The 18,101-nt window shown below is 71.2% G+C and carries 16 protein-coding genes; 14 read left to right on the forward strand and 2 right to left on the reverse strand.

Annotated elements, in window-relative coordinates:
- Positions 1–23: 23 nt before the first annotated feature.
- The gene (locus tag ABT297_RS22765; protein ID WP_350552899.1) at positions 24–2,243 is read right to left on the reverse strand and encodes a putative bifunctional diguanylate cyclase/phosphodiesterase; all 2,220 of its coding nucleotides are present in this window, start codon (positions 2,241–2,243) and stop codon (positions 24–26) included.
- 130 nt (positions 2,244–2,373) lie between these two features.
- Between ABT297_RS22765 and ABT297_RS22770 the strand changes: the two genes are divergently transcribed.
- The 14 genes from ABT297_RS22770 (at position 2,374) to ABT297_RS22835 (ending at position 16,420) form a co-directional block, all read left to right on the forward strand.
- Positions 2,374–3,066 carry a sortase gene (locus tag ABT297_RS22770; RefSeq protein WP_350552901.1) on the forward strand — a complete coding sequence of 231 codons (693 nt, stop codon included), beginning with the start codon at positions 2,374–2,376 and terminating at the stop codon, positions 3,064–3,066.
- 157 nt (positions 3,067–3,223) lie between these two features.
- The gene (locus tag ABT297_RS22775; RefSeq protein WP_350552903.1) at positions 3,224–6,037 is read left to right on the forward strand and encodes a chemotaxis protein CheW; all 2,814 of its coding nucleotides are present in this window, start codon (positions 3,224–3,226) and stop codon (positions 6,035–6,037) included.
- Between the two features lie 3 nt (positions 6,038–6,040).
- Positions 6,041–6,499 (forward strand): chemotaxis protein CheW, encoded by a 459-nt coding sequence (locus ABT297_RS22780; RefSeq protein WP_350552905.1) that lies wholly within the window; start codon positions 6,041–6,043, stop codon positions 6,497–6,499.
- A gap of 3 nt (positions 6,500–6,502) precedes the next feature.
- A complete protein-coding gene (locus ABT297_RS22785) occupies positions 6,503–8,044 on the forward strand; it encodes a methyl-accepting chemotaxis protein (RefSeq protein ID WP_350552907.1) in 1,542 nt (513 codons plus the stop codon).
- Between the two features lie 121 nt (positions 8,045–8,165).
- Complete coding sequence (locus ABT297_RS22790) at positions 8,166–9,056, forward strand: hypothetical protein (RefSeq protein WP_350552909.1); 891 nt, start codon at positions 8,166–8,168, stop codon at positions 9,054–9,056.
- 153 nt (positions 9,057–9,209) lie between these two features.
- Positions 9,210–10,430: a protein-glutamate methylesterase/protein-glutamine glutaminase gene (locus tag ABT297_RS22795; protein WP_350552911.1), complete on the forward strand. Its 1,221-nt coding sequence runs from the start codon at positions 9,210–9,212 to the stop codon at positions 10,428–10,430.
- Positions 10,427–11,284 (forward strand): CheR family methyltransferase, encoded by an 858-nt coding sequence (locus ABT297_RS22800; RefSeq protein ID WP_350552913.1) that lies wholly within the window; start codon positions 10,427–10,429, stop codon positions 11,282–11,284. Before ABT297_RS22795 ends, ABT297_RS22800 begins: the two co-directional genes overlap by 4 nt.
- Positions 11,285–11,290: 6 nt before the next feature.
- Positions 11,291–11,692 carry a response regulator gene (locus ABT297_RS22805; RefSeq protein ID WP_350552915.1) on the forward strand — a complete coding sequence of 134 codons (402 nt, stop codon included), beginning with the start codon at positions 11,291–11,293 and terminating at the stop codon, positions 11,690–11,692.
- Entirely contained in the window at positions 11,689–12,162 is a 474-nt protein-coding gene (locus ABT297_RS22810; protein ID WP_350552917.1) for a chemotaxis protein CheX, read from the forward strand. Before ABT297_RS22805 ends, ABT297_RS22810 begins: the two co-directional genes overlap by 4 nt.
- A complete protein-coding gene (locus ABT297_RS22815) occupies positions 12,159–12,521 on the forward strand; it encodes a response regulator (RefSeq protein ID WP_350552919.1) in 363 nt (120 codons plus the stop codon). Before ABT297_RS22810 ends, ABT297_RS22815 begins: the two co-directional genes overlap by 4 nt.
- Before the next feature lie 29 nt (positions 12,522–12,550).
- A complete protein-coding gene (locus ABT297_RS22820; protein ID WP_350552921.1) occupies positions 12,551–13,036 on the forward strand; it encodes a hypothetical protein in 486 nt (161 codons plus the stop codon).
- 118 nt (positions 13,037–13,154) lie between these two features.
- On the forward strand, positions 13,155–14,180 hold the full coding sequence (locus ABT297_RS22825; protein ID WP_350552923.1) for a LacI family DNA-binding transcriptional regulator: 1,026 nt from the start codon (positions 13,155–13,157) through the stop codon (positions 14,178–14,180).
- Between the two features lie 366 nt (positions 14,181–14,546).
- A complete protein-coding gene (locus ABT297_RS22830) occupies positions 14,547–14,732 on the forward strand; it encodes an ABC transporter permease family protein (protein ID WP_350552925.1) in 186 nt (61 codons plus the stop codon).
- A 95-nt stretch (positions 14,733–14,827) separates the two neighbouring features.
- Positions 14,828–16,420: a glycoside hydrolase family 13 protein gene (locus ABT297_RS22835; protein ID WP_350552927.1), complete on the forward strand. Its 1,593-nt coding sequence runs from the start codon at positions 14,828–14,830 to the stop codon at positions 16,418–16,420.
- A 369-nt stretch (positions 16,421–16,789) separates the two neighbouring features.
- On the opposite strand, the gene ABT297_RS22840 is transcribed toward ABT297_RS22835, so the two are convergent.
- A complete protein-coding gene (locus ABT297_RS22840) occupies positions 16,790–17,578 on the reverse strand; it encodes a hypothetical protein (protein ID WP_350552929.1) in 789 nt (262 codons plus the stop codon).
- Positions 17,579–18,101 lie beyond the last annotated feature (523 nt).

Consider the following 18,101-nt stretch of genomic DNA (forward strand, 5'->3'; position numbering starts at 1 on the left):
GTCCAGCCGCAGCCGGCCTTCGGTCAGGTGGTCAGGGCCGGGGTCGTCGAGGGCCGCGACAGCAGCTCGGTCAGGCGCGGGGCCGGCAGCGGGCGGGCGAACAGGAAGCCCTGCGCCAGGCCGCAGTCGAGCTCGCGCAGCACGCTCGCCTGGCCGGCGGTCTCCACGCCCTCGGCGACCGGCTGGAGGTACATGCTGCGGGCGAGCTCCACCACCGCCCGGAACAGCGCCTTGTCCTGACGCTCCTCGATGCGCGACACGAAGGCGCGGTCGATCTTGAGTACGTCGATCGGCAGCGTCCGCAGGTAGGCCAGCGACGAGTACCCGGTCCCGAAGTCGTCGATGGCGATGCGGATGCCGAACGCGCGCAGGCGGGCCAGGCGGCGGCTCACCTCGGCCGTCTCCTCGATCGAGGCGGTCACCAGGACGGTCTCGGTGATCTCCAGCACCAGCGCGGCGCCGGGCAGGCCGGTGCGCCGGAGCACGGCCAGGACGTCATCGGCGAACCGCGGGTCGCTCAGCTGGCGGCCGGAGACGTTGACGGTGACCGAGATCCCGTGCTCCTCGTGCCACGCCTTCGCGTCGGTGCACGCCCGATCGAGCGCCCAGGCGCCGAGCCGGCCGATGAGGCCGATCTCCTCGGCGATGGGCACGAACTCAGCCGGCGATACCGGCGTGCCGTCCGGGGCGGTGAAGCGCAGCAGCGCCTCGACCGCGGTGACGCGCGTCGAGTGGACGTCGACCACCGGCTGGTAGTGCATGGCGAAGCCGGTGCCGGCCTCGACGGCCGAGCGCAGCTGGTCGGCGAGCATGGTGTGCGCGACGTGCGCCTCGCGCAGGCCGGGGTGGTAGCGCATCGCCCGGTTGCGGCCGGCGTCCTTCGCCGCGTAGAGGGCGATGTCCGCGCTCTGCAGCGCCTCGCCGGTGGTCGCGGGGGTGCCGGCGTACACCCCGATGCTCGCGCTGATGCGCTGCTCGCGGCCGGCCACGCGGTACGGCAGGCCCAGCTCCCGGACGAGCGCCGCGGACAGCTCGTCGAGCGCGGCCGGCGGGCAGATGACCGCGAACTCGTCGCCGCCGAGCCGGGCGAGCAGGCAGCCGGGGTCCACGATGGCGCGCAGCCGCGCGGCGGCGCTCAGCAGCAGCTCGTCGCCGGCCGGGTGACCGAGGGTGTCGTTGACGTCCTTGAACCCGTCGAGGTCGATGATGAGCAGCCCGACCTCGCCGGAGGCGTCGATGCCGGCCTGCAGGCTGCTTCGGAACAGCTCGCGGTTGGCCAGGCCGGTGAGCACGTCGTGCTGGGCGCGGAAGGCGAGCTCCTGCTGCAGCCGGACGCGGTCGCGCAGCGCGCGGCCGAGGCGCAGCACCATCGCGACCATCAGCGCGGCGGTCAGGATCGTCGGCACCAGCGCGTGCTGCCACGAGTTGACGCCCCGGCGCACGAACAGGTCGACGATGGCCATGCAGGGGCCGAGCAGCGCCAGCGCGATGAACCCGCCGATGGGGGTGCCGTGGCCCTCGGCGGTCGCACGCGGCCGCTCCGCGACGGTGCGGACGTCGGGGTGCAGCAGCGCGGCCGCGAGCAGGAGCGTCCAGGCCAGCCAGCCCGCCGAGGTGATCCAGCCGCGCACCTCGGCGCCGCGGCCGATGACGAGCATCGCCACGTACGTCGAGTCGGTGAGCACCATGGTGGTGCCCGAGCCGATGGTCAGCAGCGCGGCGACGCCGCCGCTCACCGCGAACGCGACCCGCAGCAGCAGCGCGACGAGCAGCAACTGGCCCGCGGCGAGGCCGGTGATGCCGATCGTGGCCAGGCCGTCGAGGTCGCCGCGGTGCAGCAGGGGGTACAGCACCAGGGCCCACGTCAGCTGCGCGATGCCCAGCATGACGATGACGGCGTCCAGCAGCCGCGTGGAGGTCCACGGACGCAGCCGGCGGGCGAGCAGCCACAGCCCGGCCGCGGTCAGCGGGTAGCAGAGCAGGCATCCGGACCGGACCGCCAACGGCGCGTCCGGCACCAGCGCGGTGGCCACGGTGCTCGCCGCGGACGCGCACACCCCGGCCAGCAGCAGCCACCAGGCCGCGGCCGGCTCGGGCCGGTGGCGGCGCAGCCCGGCGACGGCGGCGGCGACGCAGCCGAGCAGCACCACGAGCATCGGCAGCCCGTCGCCGTCGGGCGAGAGGCCGGCGGCGACCGCCGACGCCACCACGGCGCACACGAGGAACCACAGCCAGATTCGCACTCACTCATTCACCGGGACGCGCGGTGCAGGCCAGTTGCGCCGCGGGGTGCAAGGAGGCGCTCCGGGCGGGTCGTGTAAGCCGCGCCGAAGGCCACCGTGCGGGCGCTTTGATCCACTTATAGTGGCATTTATGACTTTCCGCCGCGATCGCGGGACGCGGCTGATCCTGGCGGTCGCGGTACTGCTGCTGCTCGGCGGGCTGGCCACGGCCGGGACGGCCGCGCGGACCTGGTGGTGGCGCGCCCGGGAGACCGGCGGCGCGCAGCAGCGCCTGTCGCAGAGCCTCGACGAGCGGTGGGCCGCGCGCGGGAGCGACCTACCGGAGGCCGCCGGGCGCGGCCCGGCCGCAATGCCCTTCGGCGGAGCCCGCGGAACCACGGACCCCGGCGACGGCACCCCCCTGGCCCGCCTGCACCTGCCCACGCTCGGGCTCGACCTCGTCGTGGTCGACGGGGCCGACGACGCCGATCTGCGGCTCGGCCCGGGCTACATCCCGGGCACCGCGCCGATCGGCGCGGCGGGCAACACCGGCATCGCCGGGCACCGGCAGCCCGGCGTCTTCTGGAGCCTCGACCGCCTCGGCATCGGCGCGCCCGTGGTGCTGGAGACCCGCGACACCTGGTTCGTCTACCGCGTCATCGAGGCCAAGGTGGTCCGGCCCGAGGCGCGCGAGGTGCTCGACCCGCCGCCGCCCGGGGCGAGCCCGCTGCTGACGCTGGTGACGTGTGAGCCGCGGCTGACCACCGCCCGGCGGCTGATTCGCCAGGCCACGCTCGTACGCCGCGATCCGCACGGCGGCCCGAGACCCGCCGAACTGGCCTGACAGCGGACTTCCGCCGCGTGATGGCAGGCCCGCCCCAATCGCACCGAATCTCCTTCACCGGCCATCGTGGGTGCCGATTGTCCCGGTGGGTGCGGGCCGCGGGGTTCGTCCCGATGCGTGTCGTGTCCCCGCGCGGGGTCGAAAGGAGCGCCTGGCCGTGAGCGATTTGGGTGACATCGTCCAGGAGTTTCTCGTGGAGTCCCATGAGAACCTCGATCAACTGGACCGCGACCTCGTCGCGCTCGAGGCCAAGCCGGGCTCGCGCGACCTGCTCTCGTCGATCTTCCGGACGATCCACACGATCAAGGGGACCTCGGGCTTCCTGGCGTTCAACCGCCTCGAGCGCGTGACGCACGTCGGCGAGTCGCTGCTGTCGCGGCTGCGCGACGGAGCGCAGGCGATGACCCCCGCCACCACCGACGCGCTGCTGCGCATGGTCGACACCGTCCGCGTGCTGCTGTCCGAGATCGAGGAGAACGGCCAGGAACTCCCGGGCGACGACTCCGAGGTGGTCGCCGCCGTCAACGCCTGCATCACCGACGGCTCGGCGCCGGCTCCCACCGCGCCGTCCGCGGCCCCAGCTGCCGTAGCTCCAGCTGCCGCGGCTCCGCTCGCCGCGGCTCCGCCTGCGCCGGCCCCGCCTGCCGCGGCCTCACCCGCGCCAGCTCCGCCTGCTGCGGCCCCATCCGCGCCGGCCCCGCCCGCGCTGGTGGTCACCGAGGCCGTCGCGATCGAGCCGGCCGTCGTGGTCGTCGAGATGCCCGCGTCTTCCGCCGCCCCGTCGCCCGGCACTGCGGCCCCGTCGCCCGGCACTGCCGCCGCACCGCCCGAGACGCCCACTCCCGCCGCGCCCGCGTCCACTCCCGCCGCTCCCGCGCCCACCGCCGCCACCGCTCCCACCGCTCCCACCGGTTCCACCGCTCCCACCGCCGCTGCCGCTCCCGCCGTGCCTGCCGCCCCTGCCGTGTCGACCGCGTCCGTCGCGCCGACCGCGTCCGCCGCCGAAGCCGTGCCTGCCCCTGCGGCTTCACCCGCCCCAGCCGCCGCGGTCGAGGCGCCCGCCGCTGCCGCGCCCGCCGGTGGGGTCATGGCGCCCGCCGGTGGGATCGAGGCACCCGCCGCTACCCCGGCCGCCGGTGGGGTCAGGCCGCCCGCCGCCGCGCCCGTCGCTGCGGTCAAGGCGCCCGCCGCGCCGGGAGAGGCCAAGCCGGCCGCCGGGGAGCCGGGCGAGGACGCGGTGTCCCGGCGCAGCGTCGCCGACCAGTCGATCCGCGTCGACGTCGACCTGCTCGACAAGCTGATGAACCTCGTCGGCGAGCTGGTGCTGACCCGCAACCAGCTGGTCCGGGCGATCGGCTCGGTGGCCGACCCGGCCATGACCCGCACCGGCCAGCGGCTCAACCTCATCACCTCCGAGCTGCAGGAATCCGTGATGAAGACCCGCATGCAGGCGATCGACCACCTGTGGTCGAAGCTGCCCCGGGTCGTGCGCGACCTCTCCTCGACCTTCGGCAAGCAGATCAGGCTCGCCCAGGAGGGCAAGGAGACCGAGCTCGACCGGTCGCTGCTGGAGGCGGTCAAGGACCCCCTGACGCACCTGGTGCGCAACGCGGTCGACCACGGTATCGAGACTCCGGACGATCGCGTCGCCACCGGCAAGCCCGCCGAGGGCGTGCTGACGCTGCGGGCGTACCACGAGGGCGGCCACGTCATCGTGGAGGTGCGCGACGACGGCGCCGGCATCGACCCGGACAAGATCGCCCGGATCGCCGTGGAGAAGGGGCTCGTCTCGCGCGACCAGCTCGTCGCGATGGACCGGCGCGAGATCCTCGCCCTGGTCTTCCGGCCCGGCTTCTCGACCGCGAAGGCGGTCACCAACGTCTCCGGCCGCGGCGTCGGCATGGACGTGGTGAAGACGAACATCGAGCGCATCGGCGGCGCCGTCGACGTCGAGTCCGTCGTCGGGCAGGGCACCACCTGGCGCCTCACGATCCCGCTGACGCTGGCCATCATCCAGGCCCTCACGATCGAGTGCGGGGCGGAGCGGTACGTCATCCCGCAGGTCGCCGTGCACGAGCTGGTCTATCTCGACGGCCAGTCGGGCCGGGTGGTCGAGCACGCGATGGGCGCGCCCGTCTACCGGCTGCGGGGCAAGCTGCTGCCGCTGGTGTACCTCGACGACACGCTCGGCCTGGCCCGCGACGGCAAGCACGACACCGATGTCTACGTCGCGGTCCTGCAGGCCGAGGGCAAGCGGTTCGGCCTCGTCGTCGACCGCGTGCGCAACACCGAGGAGGTCGTGGTCAAGCCGCTGACCTCGCGGTTCAAGGACATCGGCGTCTACGCCGGTGCCACCCTGCTCGGTGACGGCCGGGTCGCGCTGATCCTCGACGTCGCCTCGCTCGCCCGCCGGGCCCACCTGGCCGCCGGGGGCGAACGCGCCGAGACCGACACGACCGTGCGCCGCGGCGGCGACAACGCCGATCGGCTGCTGATCGCCGGCGTCGGGGGCCGGCGCGTGGCCATCCCGCTGGACATGGTCACCCGGCTCGAGGAGTTTCCGGTCGAGCGCATCGAGCGCACCGGCAGTCGCGAGGTGGTGCAGTACCGCGACCAGATCCTGCCGGTGCTGCGCCTGTCGCACCTGCTCGGCGCCTACGAGACGGAGCCCGGCCCGACCGTGCCGGTGGTCGTCTACACCGAGAACGGGCGCTCGGTGGCGCTCGCGGTGGAGAAGATCATCGACATCGTCGAGGAGGGGCTCGACGACTCGCGCCGCGACTTCGGCGACGACGGCCTGCTCGGCTCGGCCGTCATCCAGCAGCGGGTCACCGAGCTGCTGGACGTGCGGAGGGCCATCCTCGCCGCCGACCCGTTGTTCCACACCTCGATGGACCCGTACGAGCAGCACGACCCGTACCAGGCCGGCACTGATGCCGACTTCAACTCCTACCAGCCCGCCGGAGCCTGATCCATGGCCAGCCGTCAGTACGCCACCTTCGAGGTCGCCGATCAGCTCTTCGGCCTCGACGTCGCCAAGGTCCAGGAGGTCCTCTCCTTCGACCAGTACACGCCCGTGCCCCTCGCCCCGGAGTCCGTCGGCGGCCTGTTCAACCTGCGTGGCCAGGTGATCGCCGCGGTGGACCTGCGGGTCCAGCTGGGCCTGCCGCCGCGCACCAAGAGCGCCGAGCCGGCGATGAACGTGATCGTCAAGACCGACGAGGAGTCGGTGTCGCTGCTCGTCGACCGCATCGGCGAGGTCGTGACGCTGCACGACGACACGTTCGAGCCGCCGCCGGACACCCTGCAGGGCAGGGCCCGGCACCTCATCACGGGCACGTTCAAGCTCGACGGGCGGCTCATGCTCGCCCTGGACACCTCGAAGGCCGTCAACACCAACCCGCCCGGATCCGGCGTCAACCGCGAGGAATAGGCCATGAGCTGGTTCACCAACAGAAGCGTCCGGGCCAAGGTCCTCGCGGCGATCGCGATCGGCGGCATCGTCACGCTCGTCATCACGTTCACCGGGCTCAACTCGCTGAGCAGCGCCAACGACACCATGCGGCAGTTCACGGCCAAGAACACGCAGTTCGTGGCGCTGGCGAACATGCGCCAGGGGATCGCCAGCGTCCTCGGCGCGTTCAACCCCGAGCAGCAGAAGGCCGCCACCGCCAGCCTGACCGGCGCGATCGGCCGATACCGCGCGGGCGCCCCGGCCGACCGCGCCGCCGATCTGAGCACCGTCGAGGAGTCGCTGCGGCAGTACGGCCAGATCCGCGACGGGGAGGCGGCCCAGGCCCTCGCCGCCGGCCGTCTCGACCAGTGGGTCCAGATCATGGAGACGAAGGGCCAGCCGCTGCTGACCAGCGCCATCGACGCCATCGATCGCATGCAGGCCAGGGAGGTCGCCGAGGCCGAGCAGTGGCGGGCGAGCGCGGAGAGCGACTACAAGAGCAGCCGGATGCTGATGATCCTGGCCGCCGTGATCGGGCTCATCGCCGCCTTCGGCATCGGGTTCTGGGTCACCGCGCTCGTGGTCGGGCCGCTGCGGCGGGTCTGCGACGTGCTCGCGGCGGTGGCGAACGGCGACCTGAGCACCAGGGTCGAGGTGCGCTCCGCCGACGAGGTCGGCGCGATGGCGGCGGCGCTGAACAAGGCGACCGACAGCATGCGCGACACGGTGCAGACGATGGACCAGACCGCCACCTCGCTGGCGACGTCGGCCAACCAGCTCACCGGGATCAGCGCGCAGATCGCCTCCGGCACCGGCGAGGCGAGCGACCAGGCCAACGTGGTCGCGGTCGCGGCCGAAGAGGTCTCGCGCAATGTGCAGACCGTTGCGGCCGGCGCCGACGAGATGGGGCTGTCCATCCGGGAGATCGCGCAGAACGCCAGCGAGGCGGCGAAGGTCGCGTCGCAGGCGGTCATGGCGGCGGAGTCGACCAACCAGGCGGTCAGCCGGCTGGGTGAGTCGTCGACCGAGATCGGCAACGTGGTCAAGGTGATCACCTCGATCGCCGAGCAGACCAACCTGCTGGCGCTCAACGCCACCATCGAGGCGGCGCGCGCCGGCGAGGCCGGCAAGGGCTTCGCGGTCGTGGCGAACGAGGTCAAGGAGCTGGCTCAGGAGACCGCGCGGGCGACCGAGGACATCTCCCGGCGGGTCGAGGCGATCCAGGCCGACACCACCGGCGCGGTGGCCGCGATCGGCGAGATCGGGCAGATCATCTCTCGGATCAACGACTACCAGCTGACCATCGCCTCCGCGGTGGAGGAGCAGACGGCCACGACGAACGAGATGAACCGCAGCGTCAGCGAGGCCGCGACCGGCTCCGCCGAGATCGCCACGAACGTCTCGACGGTGGCCGCGGCGGCCCAGAATACGTCACGCAACGTAGTCGATGCGCAACGCGCCGCCTCCGATCTGTCCCGAATGTCGAGCGAGATGCGCTCGCTCGTCGCCCGGTTCCGGATCTGACGGCGTACCTCTGACCCGCGGTCGGGCTACAGTGGGTGGTGACGCTGGGCTACCGCCCGGCGTCGCCACCAGCCCTTTCGGTGGACAGACCGGGGTGCAGGTGCGTTGCAGACTAGTTGCCATGTACAGCCTGGTTAGCGCCCCCGTTCTCGGCTTCGACCTCTCCCGTCTGCAGGGCGGATCGGCTGCGGCTGATGTACTGCTTCGCAGCCTGACCCTTACGCAGGGTGAACTGCCCGCGATCGCGGCGGCCCGCTCCGACGACGACCTCGACCGCGTGGACCTGTGGCGCGACGTCGACGCCGCGGCTCAGGAGCGCAGGGCGTCCGCCGCCGCCGGCACCCTGGCCGTCATCGAGCGCGCGCCCCTGGGCACGCTCGACGGGCTGCTGCACTGCCTGCGGTACGACGTCCTGGACTGGACCTGGGGCAACCGCCCGGCCCAGCAGGCCACCATGCCCGCGCCGCATGTCCGCACGCCGCGCCAGCGGCAGAGCCCGGTCGCCAGCAAGGCCACCGGCGTGCTCTCCGACGCCGCCGCGGCCGCTTACCTGCGCGAGCTGCTGCCGGACGACTCCAGGCGCCGGCTGAGCGCCCCGTGGACTGCCGCGATGCGCGCGCTGCCCGAGCGTGAGCACGACCTCGGGCCGCAGGGCGAGGACGTGCAGCGGCTGCTCGCCCGGGTCGGGACGCTGACGACGGCGGAGACGGGCCGGCTCAACAAGGTCACCGACAGCACCCGCCCCGGGCTGTCCGACTGGGCCCCGGCCGTGCACTCGGCCTCGTGGGCGGTCTTCCTGTCCGGCCGCGTCCGTTCCGGCGCCGCAGCGCAGTTGCTGCTCGTGCAGGCACTGGATCGCTCCGGGGTGCCCGTCGCCGACCGCGCGGGCGGGGTGTGGAACCTGCTCAGCGGGGCCGTCCAGGCCCTCATGGTTCGCGACCTGCTCGACTCCGCGACCGCGCGCCGGCTGCTCGACCCGTATTTCACCGCGCTCGGCCCGCTGGCCGCCTGACCCCGAATCCGCCGGGCCGCTGTCCGGAATGCTCCGGCAGGGCGGCTTCTTCGCGGAATTCCCTCATCCACGCCGGATCCGGCGCCGATTAGCCCGCTGGAACGTGACGGGCCTGGCAGTTGCCGCGGCCCCCCGGTGCTGGAGGCAAGGCGCGTGATCTCGGTTCTGGTCGTGGACGACTCGGTCGTCGTCCGGCGTCTGATCACCGATGCGCTCGGCGACGACCCGGAGATCCGCGTGGTGGGCACCGCCCCCAACGGCAAGGTCGCCCTCACCAAGATCGAGCAGTTGCACCCCGACCTGGTCACGCTCGACATCGAGATGCCGATCATGGACGGGCTGCAGACCATGCGGGCGATCCGCGCCCGGTACGCCCGGCTCCCGGTCATCATGTTCAGCACGCTCACCGCGGCGGGCGCGACAGCCACGCTCGACGCGCTCTCCGCCGGCGCCAGCGACTACGTGACCAAACCGGCCAACGTCGGCAGCGTCGCGGAGAGCATCCGCAGCGTCCGCGAGCAGATCATCCCGCGCATCCGCGCGCTGTGCGGCGGCTCCCGGGGCCCGGGCCGCGGCGCCTCGGCCGCCCCGCCACGCCCCGGTGCGCTCCCCGGGCGCCCGCTGCCCGGCAACCACGCGCCGGCGACGCCGCTGTCCCGGCCGGGCGGCTCGGCGCTGCCGGGCTTCGATCCGGCCAAGGTCCGGCCGCCGAACGCCCCGCCGGGCGGCCCGGCCGCCGCGCCGGTGCGGGCCGCGCCGCGCACGGGCGGGATCGAGATCGTGGCGATCGGCTGCTCGACGGGCGGGCCGGACGCGCTCACCGCCGTGGTCCGCGCGCTGCCGGCAAGCCTGCCGGTGCCCGTGGTCGTGGTGCAGCACATGCCGCCCGTGTTCACGAAGATGTTCGCGGACCGGCTCGACCGCATCGCCGCCCTCACCGTGATGGAGGCGACCGGCGACATGGTCGTCAGGCCGGGAAACGTCTACATCGCCCCCGGGGACTTCCACATGGAGTTGTACCGGCGCGGCACCGAGGTGGCGACCAAGCTCAACGCCGGCCCGCCGGAGAACTTCTGCCGGCCCGCCGTGGACGTGCTCTTCCGCTCGGTGGCGCGCGTGTACGGCCGCGCCACGCTGGCGATCGTCCTGACCGGCATGGGCCAGGACGGCAAGCGCGGCGCGGAGCAGCTGCGCGCGGCCGGCGCCGAGATCGTGGCGCAGGACGAGGCGACGTCGGTCGTCTGGGGCATGCCGGGCGCCGTGACGCAGGCGGGTCTCGCGCATGCCGTGCTGCCGCTCGGCGAGATCGCGAACCATCTCATCAGCCGTACCGCCGGTGGCCGCGGCGCGAAGTCCATGGAGGTGACCCGGTGACCCTGACCGCGCAGGAGTTCGCCTTCATCAGCGGCCTCGTCCGGCGCGACGCGGCCATCGTGCTGGAGGCGGGCAAGGAGTACCTGGTCGAGGCTCGCCTGTTGCCCCTGGCGCGCCAGTCCGGCCTGCCGACGGTCTCGGAGTTCGTCAACCGCGCGCAGCAGCGCCCGGAGCCGGAGATGCACGCGAAGATCGTGGATGCGCTGACGACGAACGAGACGTCGTTCTTCCGCGACGGCGAGCCGTTCAAGCAGCTCGTGGACACCGTGCTGCCGGACCTGCTGGCCCGGCGGGCGGCGACCCGGACGATCAAGATCTGGTCCGCGGCGAGCTCGAGCGGCCAGGAGCCGTACACGCTGGCCATGGTGCTGCAGGACAGCCTGCCGGCGGGCTGGACGTTCGACATCCTCGGGACGGACATCTCCACCGAGATGCTGACCCGCGCCGAGGCCGGGCAGTACACCCAGCTCGAGGTGAACCGGGGGCTGCCGGCGCCGCTGCTGGTCAAGCACTTTGAGCGCAACGGCGCGCACTGGAAGGTCACGCCGACGCTGCGCGCGAACGTGTCGTTCCGCCGGCTCAACCTGGCGGCGCCGTTCCCGCCGATGGGGCCGTTCGACATCGTGTTCATCCGCAACGTGCTGATCTACTTCGATGTACAGACCAAGCGGACCGTGCTGCAGCGCGTCGCCGGGACCCTGCGCCCGGATGGCTGGCTGTTTCTCGGCTCCGCCGAGACGACGATCGGCATCGATGACAGGTATGAACGGGTAGTCGCCGGCCGGACGTCCGCGTACAAGCTCCGCGCGTCCGCAAGGGCCGCGACCCCTGTGAGCGCTGTAGGAAAGGGGTGAAGCCAGATGCTCACCATGGTGATCGACGATTCGCGGGCGATGCGCCTGATTCTCAAGCGGATCGTGGCACAGCTGGGATTCGACGTCGTCGAGGCGGGAGACGGCCGACAGGCGATGGACTATCTCGAGGCCAACGTCTTGGAGGGCGGTGGCGAGATCCCGGGCCTGGCGCTCGTCGACTGGAACATGCCCGAGATGAACGGGCTGGAGTTCGTCACGGCGGTCCGCGCGGAGCCGCGGCTGCGCGGGATGACGCTCATGATGGTCACGACGGAGAGCGAGCAGAGCCAGATCGTCCGGGCCTTGGCCTCGGGGGCGCACGAGTACGTGATAAAGCCCTTCACTCCGGACGCCATCATCGACAAGCTGGCGCTGCTCGGCCTCGTCTCGAACGGAGTCGCGGCATGACCAATCCGACAGAAGACGACCTGAAGGTCATCGCCGATCAGGTCTGGTCCTCGTATCTCGACCTCGACGGTGCGAGCCCGCTGATCCCGCACCCGCACGACAAACCCGTCGCCGACGTCACGGCGTCGGTCTCGGTCACCGGCGCGTGGCGCGGCCACGTGCTGGTGAGCTGCTCGGAGCAGGCCGCGAAGAACGTCGCGGCCGCCCTGCTGAGCATCGACTTCGAGGAGGTCGTCGAGGAGGACGTCGCCGACGCCCTCGGCGAGCTGGCCAACATCATCGGCGGCAACGTCAAGAGCCTGCTGCCGGAGCCCTGCGCTCTCTCGCTGCCGCACGTGCACGTCGACGGCTCCAACGGCCGCTACCCGTCCGTCACCGAGGTGTGCCACCTCGACGGGACGTGGCTGGCCGAGTCGGTCACCGTCACCGTCCTGGAAAGCACCGCCGATCTCGCTGGAGCACCCGTATGAAGATCCTGATCGCCGACGACAGCCGGGTGATGCGACAGATCGTGACCCGGACCCTCCGCCAGGCCGGCTACGAGGGGCACGACCTCGTCGAGGCCTGCGACGGGCAGGAGGCCTTCGACAAGGCGCTCGCCGAGAGGCCGGACCTGGTCCTGTCGGACTGGAACATGCCCCACATGAGCGGGGTCGAGGTGCTGCGCATGCTGCGCGCCAACGGCAACCAGGTCCCGTTCGGGTTCGTGACGTCCGAGGGCACCCCGGAGATGCGGCAGGCGGCCGAGGACGCCGGCGCGCTGTTCCTGGTCACCAAGCCGTTCACGGCCGACACGTTCAAGGACGCGCTCGACCCGATCCTCGGATGACTGACCCAAATTTTGGGATGATATGAGTTATGTCGCATGTTCTGCCCGTTCCCAAGGCCGTCAAGGACCTCTTTGACGACCTGCTCGGCCGGCCGGTCACGGTGAGTCCGGCCGACCCGCTCAAAGCCGCCGACATCCCGCGCACCCTGGTCGCCCTCTACACCGACGAACGACTCCAGCTCATGGCCGTGATCGGGATGGACTTCAAGCTCACCGCCTATGCCGGCGCGGCGATCGGGTTGATTCCGCCGGGCGGCGCGGAGGCATGCGTCGAGGACAACGAGATCTCGAAGATGATCGGCGAGAACGCCATCGAGGTGTGCAACATCCTCGCGGGGCTGATCAACCGGGAGGGTGCGCCGCGGGTCAAGCTGCACCAGACCTTTCTGCCCGGCGGCGGCGGGCCGCCGGCCGACGCGGTGAACTACCTGCTCGCGCTGGGGCGGCGGCTCGACCTCAAGGTGGATGTGTCCGGGTACGGCAGCGGCAAGATCTCGATCGCGCTTGCCGGCTGATGTGGTGCCCGAAAAATGCCGAATTTTTCGGGCACCACCCCGGTAAGATCCAGGTCCGCACGGTTGCGTGGGCTACACCGTGCAAAAAATTGCGTAGTCATGCACTACGCTTGCGGACATGACTCGACGACTCGCTGAGGTGGCGAAGTACGCCGGCGTGAGCGAGGCGACCGTGAGTCGGGTGCTCAACGGCAAGCCCGGCATCTCCGACGCCACCCGCACCGCGGTGCTCACTGCGCTCGACGTGCTCGGCTACGAGCGGCCAACCAAGCTTCGCGGCGAGCGGGCCCGACTCGTCGGCCTCGTGCTGCCGGAACTGCAAAACCCGATCTTCCCGGCCTTCGCCGAAGTGGTCGCCGGGGCGCTGTCCAAGCGCGGCTTCACCCCGGTGCTGTGCACCCGGACCGCGGACGGCGTCTCCGAGGCCGACTACGTCGATATGCTGCTGGACCAGCACGTCTCCGGCATCATCTTCTGCGGCGGCCTGTATCACCAGGGCGCGGCGGAGCACGAGCACTACCACCGGCTGCACGAACGCGGGCTGCCCGCGGTGCTGGTCAACGCCGCCATCGACGACCTCGGTTTCCCCCGCGTGTCGGTCGACGACGGGCACGCCGTGGACCAGGCGTTCAACCATCTGAGCTCACTGGGGCACAAGCGGATCGGGCTGATCCTCGGCCCCGCCGACCACGCGCCGTCCAACCGCAAGCTGGCCGCGTTCAAGGCCGCCGCCGCGCTGTCGAGCACGGTCAGCGAGGCCGACGTCGAGCGCGTCATCTTCTCGATGGAGGGCGGGCGCGCGGGCGCCACGCGGCTGATCAAGCACGGCGTCACCGGCATCATCTGCGCCTCCGACGTCCAGGCCCTCGGCGCGATCCGGGCGGCCCGCCGGCTCGGCCGCGAGGTCCCCGACGACGTGTCCGTGGTCGGCTTCGACGACTCGCTGTTCATGAACTGCACCGACCCGCCGCTGACCACCGTCCGCCAGCCCATCCAGTCGATGGGCCAGGCGGCGGTGACGCTACTGGTCAGTCAGGTCGCCGGCACGCTGGTGCCGACGGAGGAGATGCTGTTCGAGCCCGAACTGGTCGTGCGCGGCTCCACCGGCGCGCTGCAGGAGGCCCGGGCGACCACCGCCGCATAAATTCCCGAAACCGGGGCGACAGCCCAGAGCGCCGCGACTTCGCGCAGAAGTCGTGGCGCTTCTTTGCGGCTCGCGCGCAATCCGCTTGCCGCCGGCCGTCGGGTAGTGGTGCGCCGGCTTTCGGTGCCGTCCGGGGTTCGCCGGTCCGGCCGCTATGATATCGGCCGATTCCATGCAAGTTGCTGGCCTTGGGAGCGCGCTCTTGCAAGCCACTGTCAGCCGTCATTAAAATTTTGCAACCAGCCATGGACTTTTTGTGCGGCGTGAGCCTAATCTCTTGCCTATGCCAGGCCGAGACCCTGACGCGATGAGACGGAAGCCGATCAGTAAGGCACACTGTGGAAGGACTTCCGCTGGCCGCTGCCGGTGCTGCCCGCGCCGGACAACCAGAAGCTCTCGGCCGTGCTCACTCGGCATGCGCAGAGCTCGCTCGTCCAGCCCATCCAGTTCATGGCAGGCCCGGCGATCGCGTGTGTGCCGATGATCGCACTCTTGCTGATTCTCCAGCGGCAGATGCTGTCCGGTCGGAGCGCGGGCAGCCTCAAGGGGTGACGGCGGCGCACAGCAACCGGGGTGCTGTCGTGCGGCGCCCCCGAGGATCCACCTGTCGTGTGTCGGAATTCAAAGTGCGAGAAAGCAGGTTCCACGTGGCCGACCAGAACCACCAAGCATGGTGGCGTAGCGCCGCTATCTACCAGGTGTACTTGCGGAGCTTCGCCGACGGTAACGGCGACGGCGTCGGCGACCTGGCTGGCCTGCGTTCGCGCCTGCCGTACCTGGCCGGTCTCGGCGTCGACGCCATCTGGATCGTGCCGTGGTACCCGTCGCCGCTCGCCGACGGCGGCTACGACGTCGCCGACTTCCGGGCCATCGACCCGATCTTCGGCACCCTCGCCGAGGCCGAGAAGCTCATCGAGGAGGCCCACGCCGCCGGCATCCGGGTGATCTGCGACATCGTGCCGAACCACTGCTCCGACCAGCACGCCTGGTTTCAGCGGGCGCTCGCCGCGCCGCCCGGCTCGCCTGAGCGGGACCTGTTCTGGTTTCGCAAGGGCCGCGGTGAGCACGGCGAGCTGCCGCCGACCGACCTGCAGTCCATCTTCGGCGGGGCGGCCTGGACCCGGGTCGCCGACGGCGAGTGGTATTTGCACCTGTTCGCGCCGGAGCAGCCGGACTTCAACTGGGACCACCCGGCCGTGCGCGAGGAGTTCGAGGACATCCTGCGGTTCTGGCTGGACCGGGGCATCGACGGCATCCGGATCGACTCCGCCGCCGTGCTCATCAAGGACCCGCTCGTCAGCGACACGTACGAGGACAACGACGGCATCCACGAGGTCTATCAGTCGTGGCGGCGCATCGCGGACACCTACAGCCCGCCGCGCGCGCTGATCGGCGAGGTGTGGTTGCCCGACCATGAGGCGTTCGCGCGCTACCTGCAACCCAACGAGCTGCACACGGCGTTCAACTTCGCCTTCCTGGGCGCGCCGTGGGAGGCCGAGCGGCTGCGGTACGAGATCGACATGACGCTCGAGGTGCACGCGCCGGTCGCCGCGCCGGCCACCTGGGTGCTCAGCAACCACGACGTGACCCGCGAGGTGACCCGCTTCGGCCGCGAGGTGACGAACTTCGCCTTCGCCGACAAGCGCCGCGACGTGCCGTCGGACCTGGAGCTCGGCACCCGCCGGGCGCGCGCCGCCGCGCTGCTGACCATGTCGCTGCCCGGCGCCTACTACCTGTACCAGGGCGAGGAACTCGGCCTGGAGGAGGTCGAGGACCTCGACGACACGCTGCGCGAGGACCCCATGTTCCATCGCTCCGGGGGTGTCGACCCCGGCCGGGACGGCTGCCGCGTGCCGCTGCCCTGGTCGGGGTCGCGGGCGCCGTTCGGCTTCAGCCCGGCCGAGGCCACGGGCGAGCCGTGGCTGCCGCAGCCGGCGCATTGGGCCGGGCTGTCCGTCGCCGCCCAGCAGGGCGTGCCGGGCTCGTTCCTGCAGCTGTACCGCGACGCACTGAGCATCCGGCGGGCCGAGCCGGCGCTGGGCGACGGGCCGATGCGCTGGCTCGACTCCGACCCGCAGGTGCTCGCCTTCGCCCGCGACGACTCGTTCGCCAATGTGACCAACCTGGGCACCGAGCCGGCCGTCCTACCGCCACATCGCGAGGTGCTGCTGAGCAGCATCCCGCTCAACGAGGACGGCACGCTCCCGCCCGACGCCTCCGCCTGGATTCTGCTGGCGTAGGCGCTACTTTCACGGGGGTTCTGAGACGCCGGGCGGTCGCACAAGTTGGCGGGTGCGGCCGCCCGGCTTTTTCTACTCTTAACTGTTAAGGCCGGCGGGCTCGCGAGCGTTAACTGTTAAGGCGATCCACAAGCTTGAGATGGCGCGCGTCGGCCAATAAGTTCATTCCCAAGGAAAATGACTTCCTTGTGGAGGCGGCACATGCGTTCCACCCTGACCGTCGCGGCGACATCCCAGCCGTTCCGATGGTGACGCCGGGTTTTTCCGGGAACAGAGACGGGGCGCTGGCCACACCGGCGCCCCGTTGTTCTTCCCTACCGTCCAAGGTGTTGCGATCGACCCTGTCCAAGGTGTTGTGAGCAGCGCGAACTACTCCCAGTCCCACCGAAGTCCATAGCGGCCGGGGCCATAGTCGAGAGCGATCGCGTGGACCGAGTGGCCCACGTCGACCTCCATTGACGTGACCTGTTCATCCCGGCCGTCCATCTGCTGGTACTGATAGACGGCCCGCGGTAAGGCGGCGGGGTCGAAACAGACCTCGACGACGTATTCGCGCACCGGAAGCCGGAACTTGCGCTCGTACTGTTTCGCCAGTGGAAACGGCGGATAATTGTGCAGCGCGTGTTCGGTGATCACCGTCTCGCCCTTGGCGAGCGGCCGGTCGAACAGCAACTCGGCCAGCAACAGGCCGCTCTCCGGGTGTTCCACGATCCGCCCCAGCCGGCAGTTGCGCACCGGTGTGAGCAGCGGCAGCGGGTTGCCCGGCACGTCGAGGCGGATGATCGCCACCCAGCGGTCCGGCCCGTCGGCCTCCGCGCGCAGCACCTGGCGTACGAGAAACGACACCTCGCCCCGGTCGGCGCCGACGTTGACGCGGTCGTGCTGGCTCAGGCGGGTCAGCCGCTCGTCCCACCGGGTGTCGATGCCCTGGGCCAGGTCGACGATGAGGTCGCGCTCCGACCAGAAGGCGCCCAGCTCGGGGTTGTCCGTGCTCTTGTGCAGGTGCCGGCCCCGGGGCCGTGGCGGCCCGACCAGCGCCGCGAGCGAGCCGGGCTCGACCTCGAGAATCTTCTCGAGCTCGGCCAGGGCCGCCAGCGACTCGCGCCGCTCCGGCCGGCTGCGCCCGGTCTGCCAATAACTCAGCGTGGCGAGACTCACCGAATAACCCTCGGCGCGCAACCGCTCCTGGATACGTTCCAACCCCAGACCACGTGCCTGGATTGCGTCCCGTAGCGCGCCAGCGAAGTCGACCATCAGCCCCCCGGGAGCCATCCTCGCGGTCCGGGCCGCACACACGCAAGCGCACGTTTGAGCGGAGCCTGATCCGGTTGTTCGGACCGCATTGGCGAGCGATGGTACACCGAGAGTGTCATCTATTGCCCGGGAGCCGGGACGTTTCGGGACTCCGGCGGCGATGGCATCGGCGACTTTCACGGACTCATCGGTCGCCTCGGCCATCTGACCAGGCCCGTAGTCAACTCTCTGTGGCTGAGTCCGTCCCACCCGGCCCATAGGCGGGACGACGTCACGACGCCACGGGCTGCCGCGACGTCGATGCCCGGCTTGGCGCGCCGGGCGCCTTCGCGGAGCTGCTCCATGGAGCGGGCGACCATCACGTCAAGATCATCATCGATCATGTGGTGAACCACACCCTGATCGGCACCCGTGGTTCCGGTCGGAC

The sequence above is a fragment of the Dactylosporangium sp. NPDC000555 genome, from assembly GCF_040300025.1.
Lineage (GTDB): Bacteria > Actinomycetota > Actinomycetes > Mycobacteriales > Micromonosporaceae > Dactylosporangium.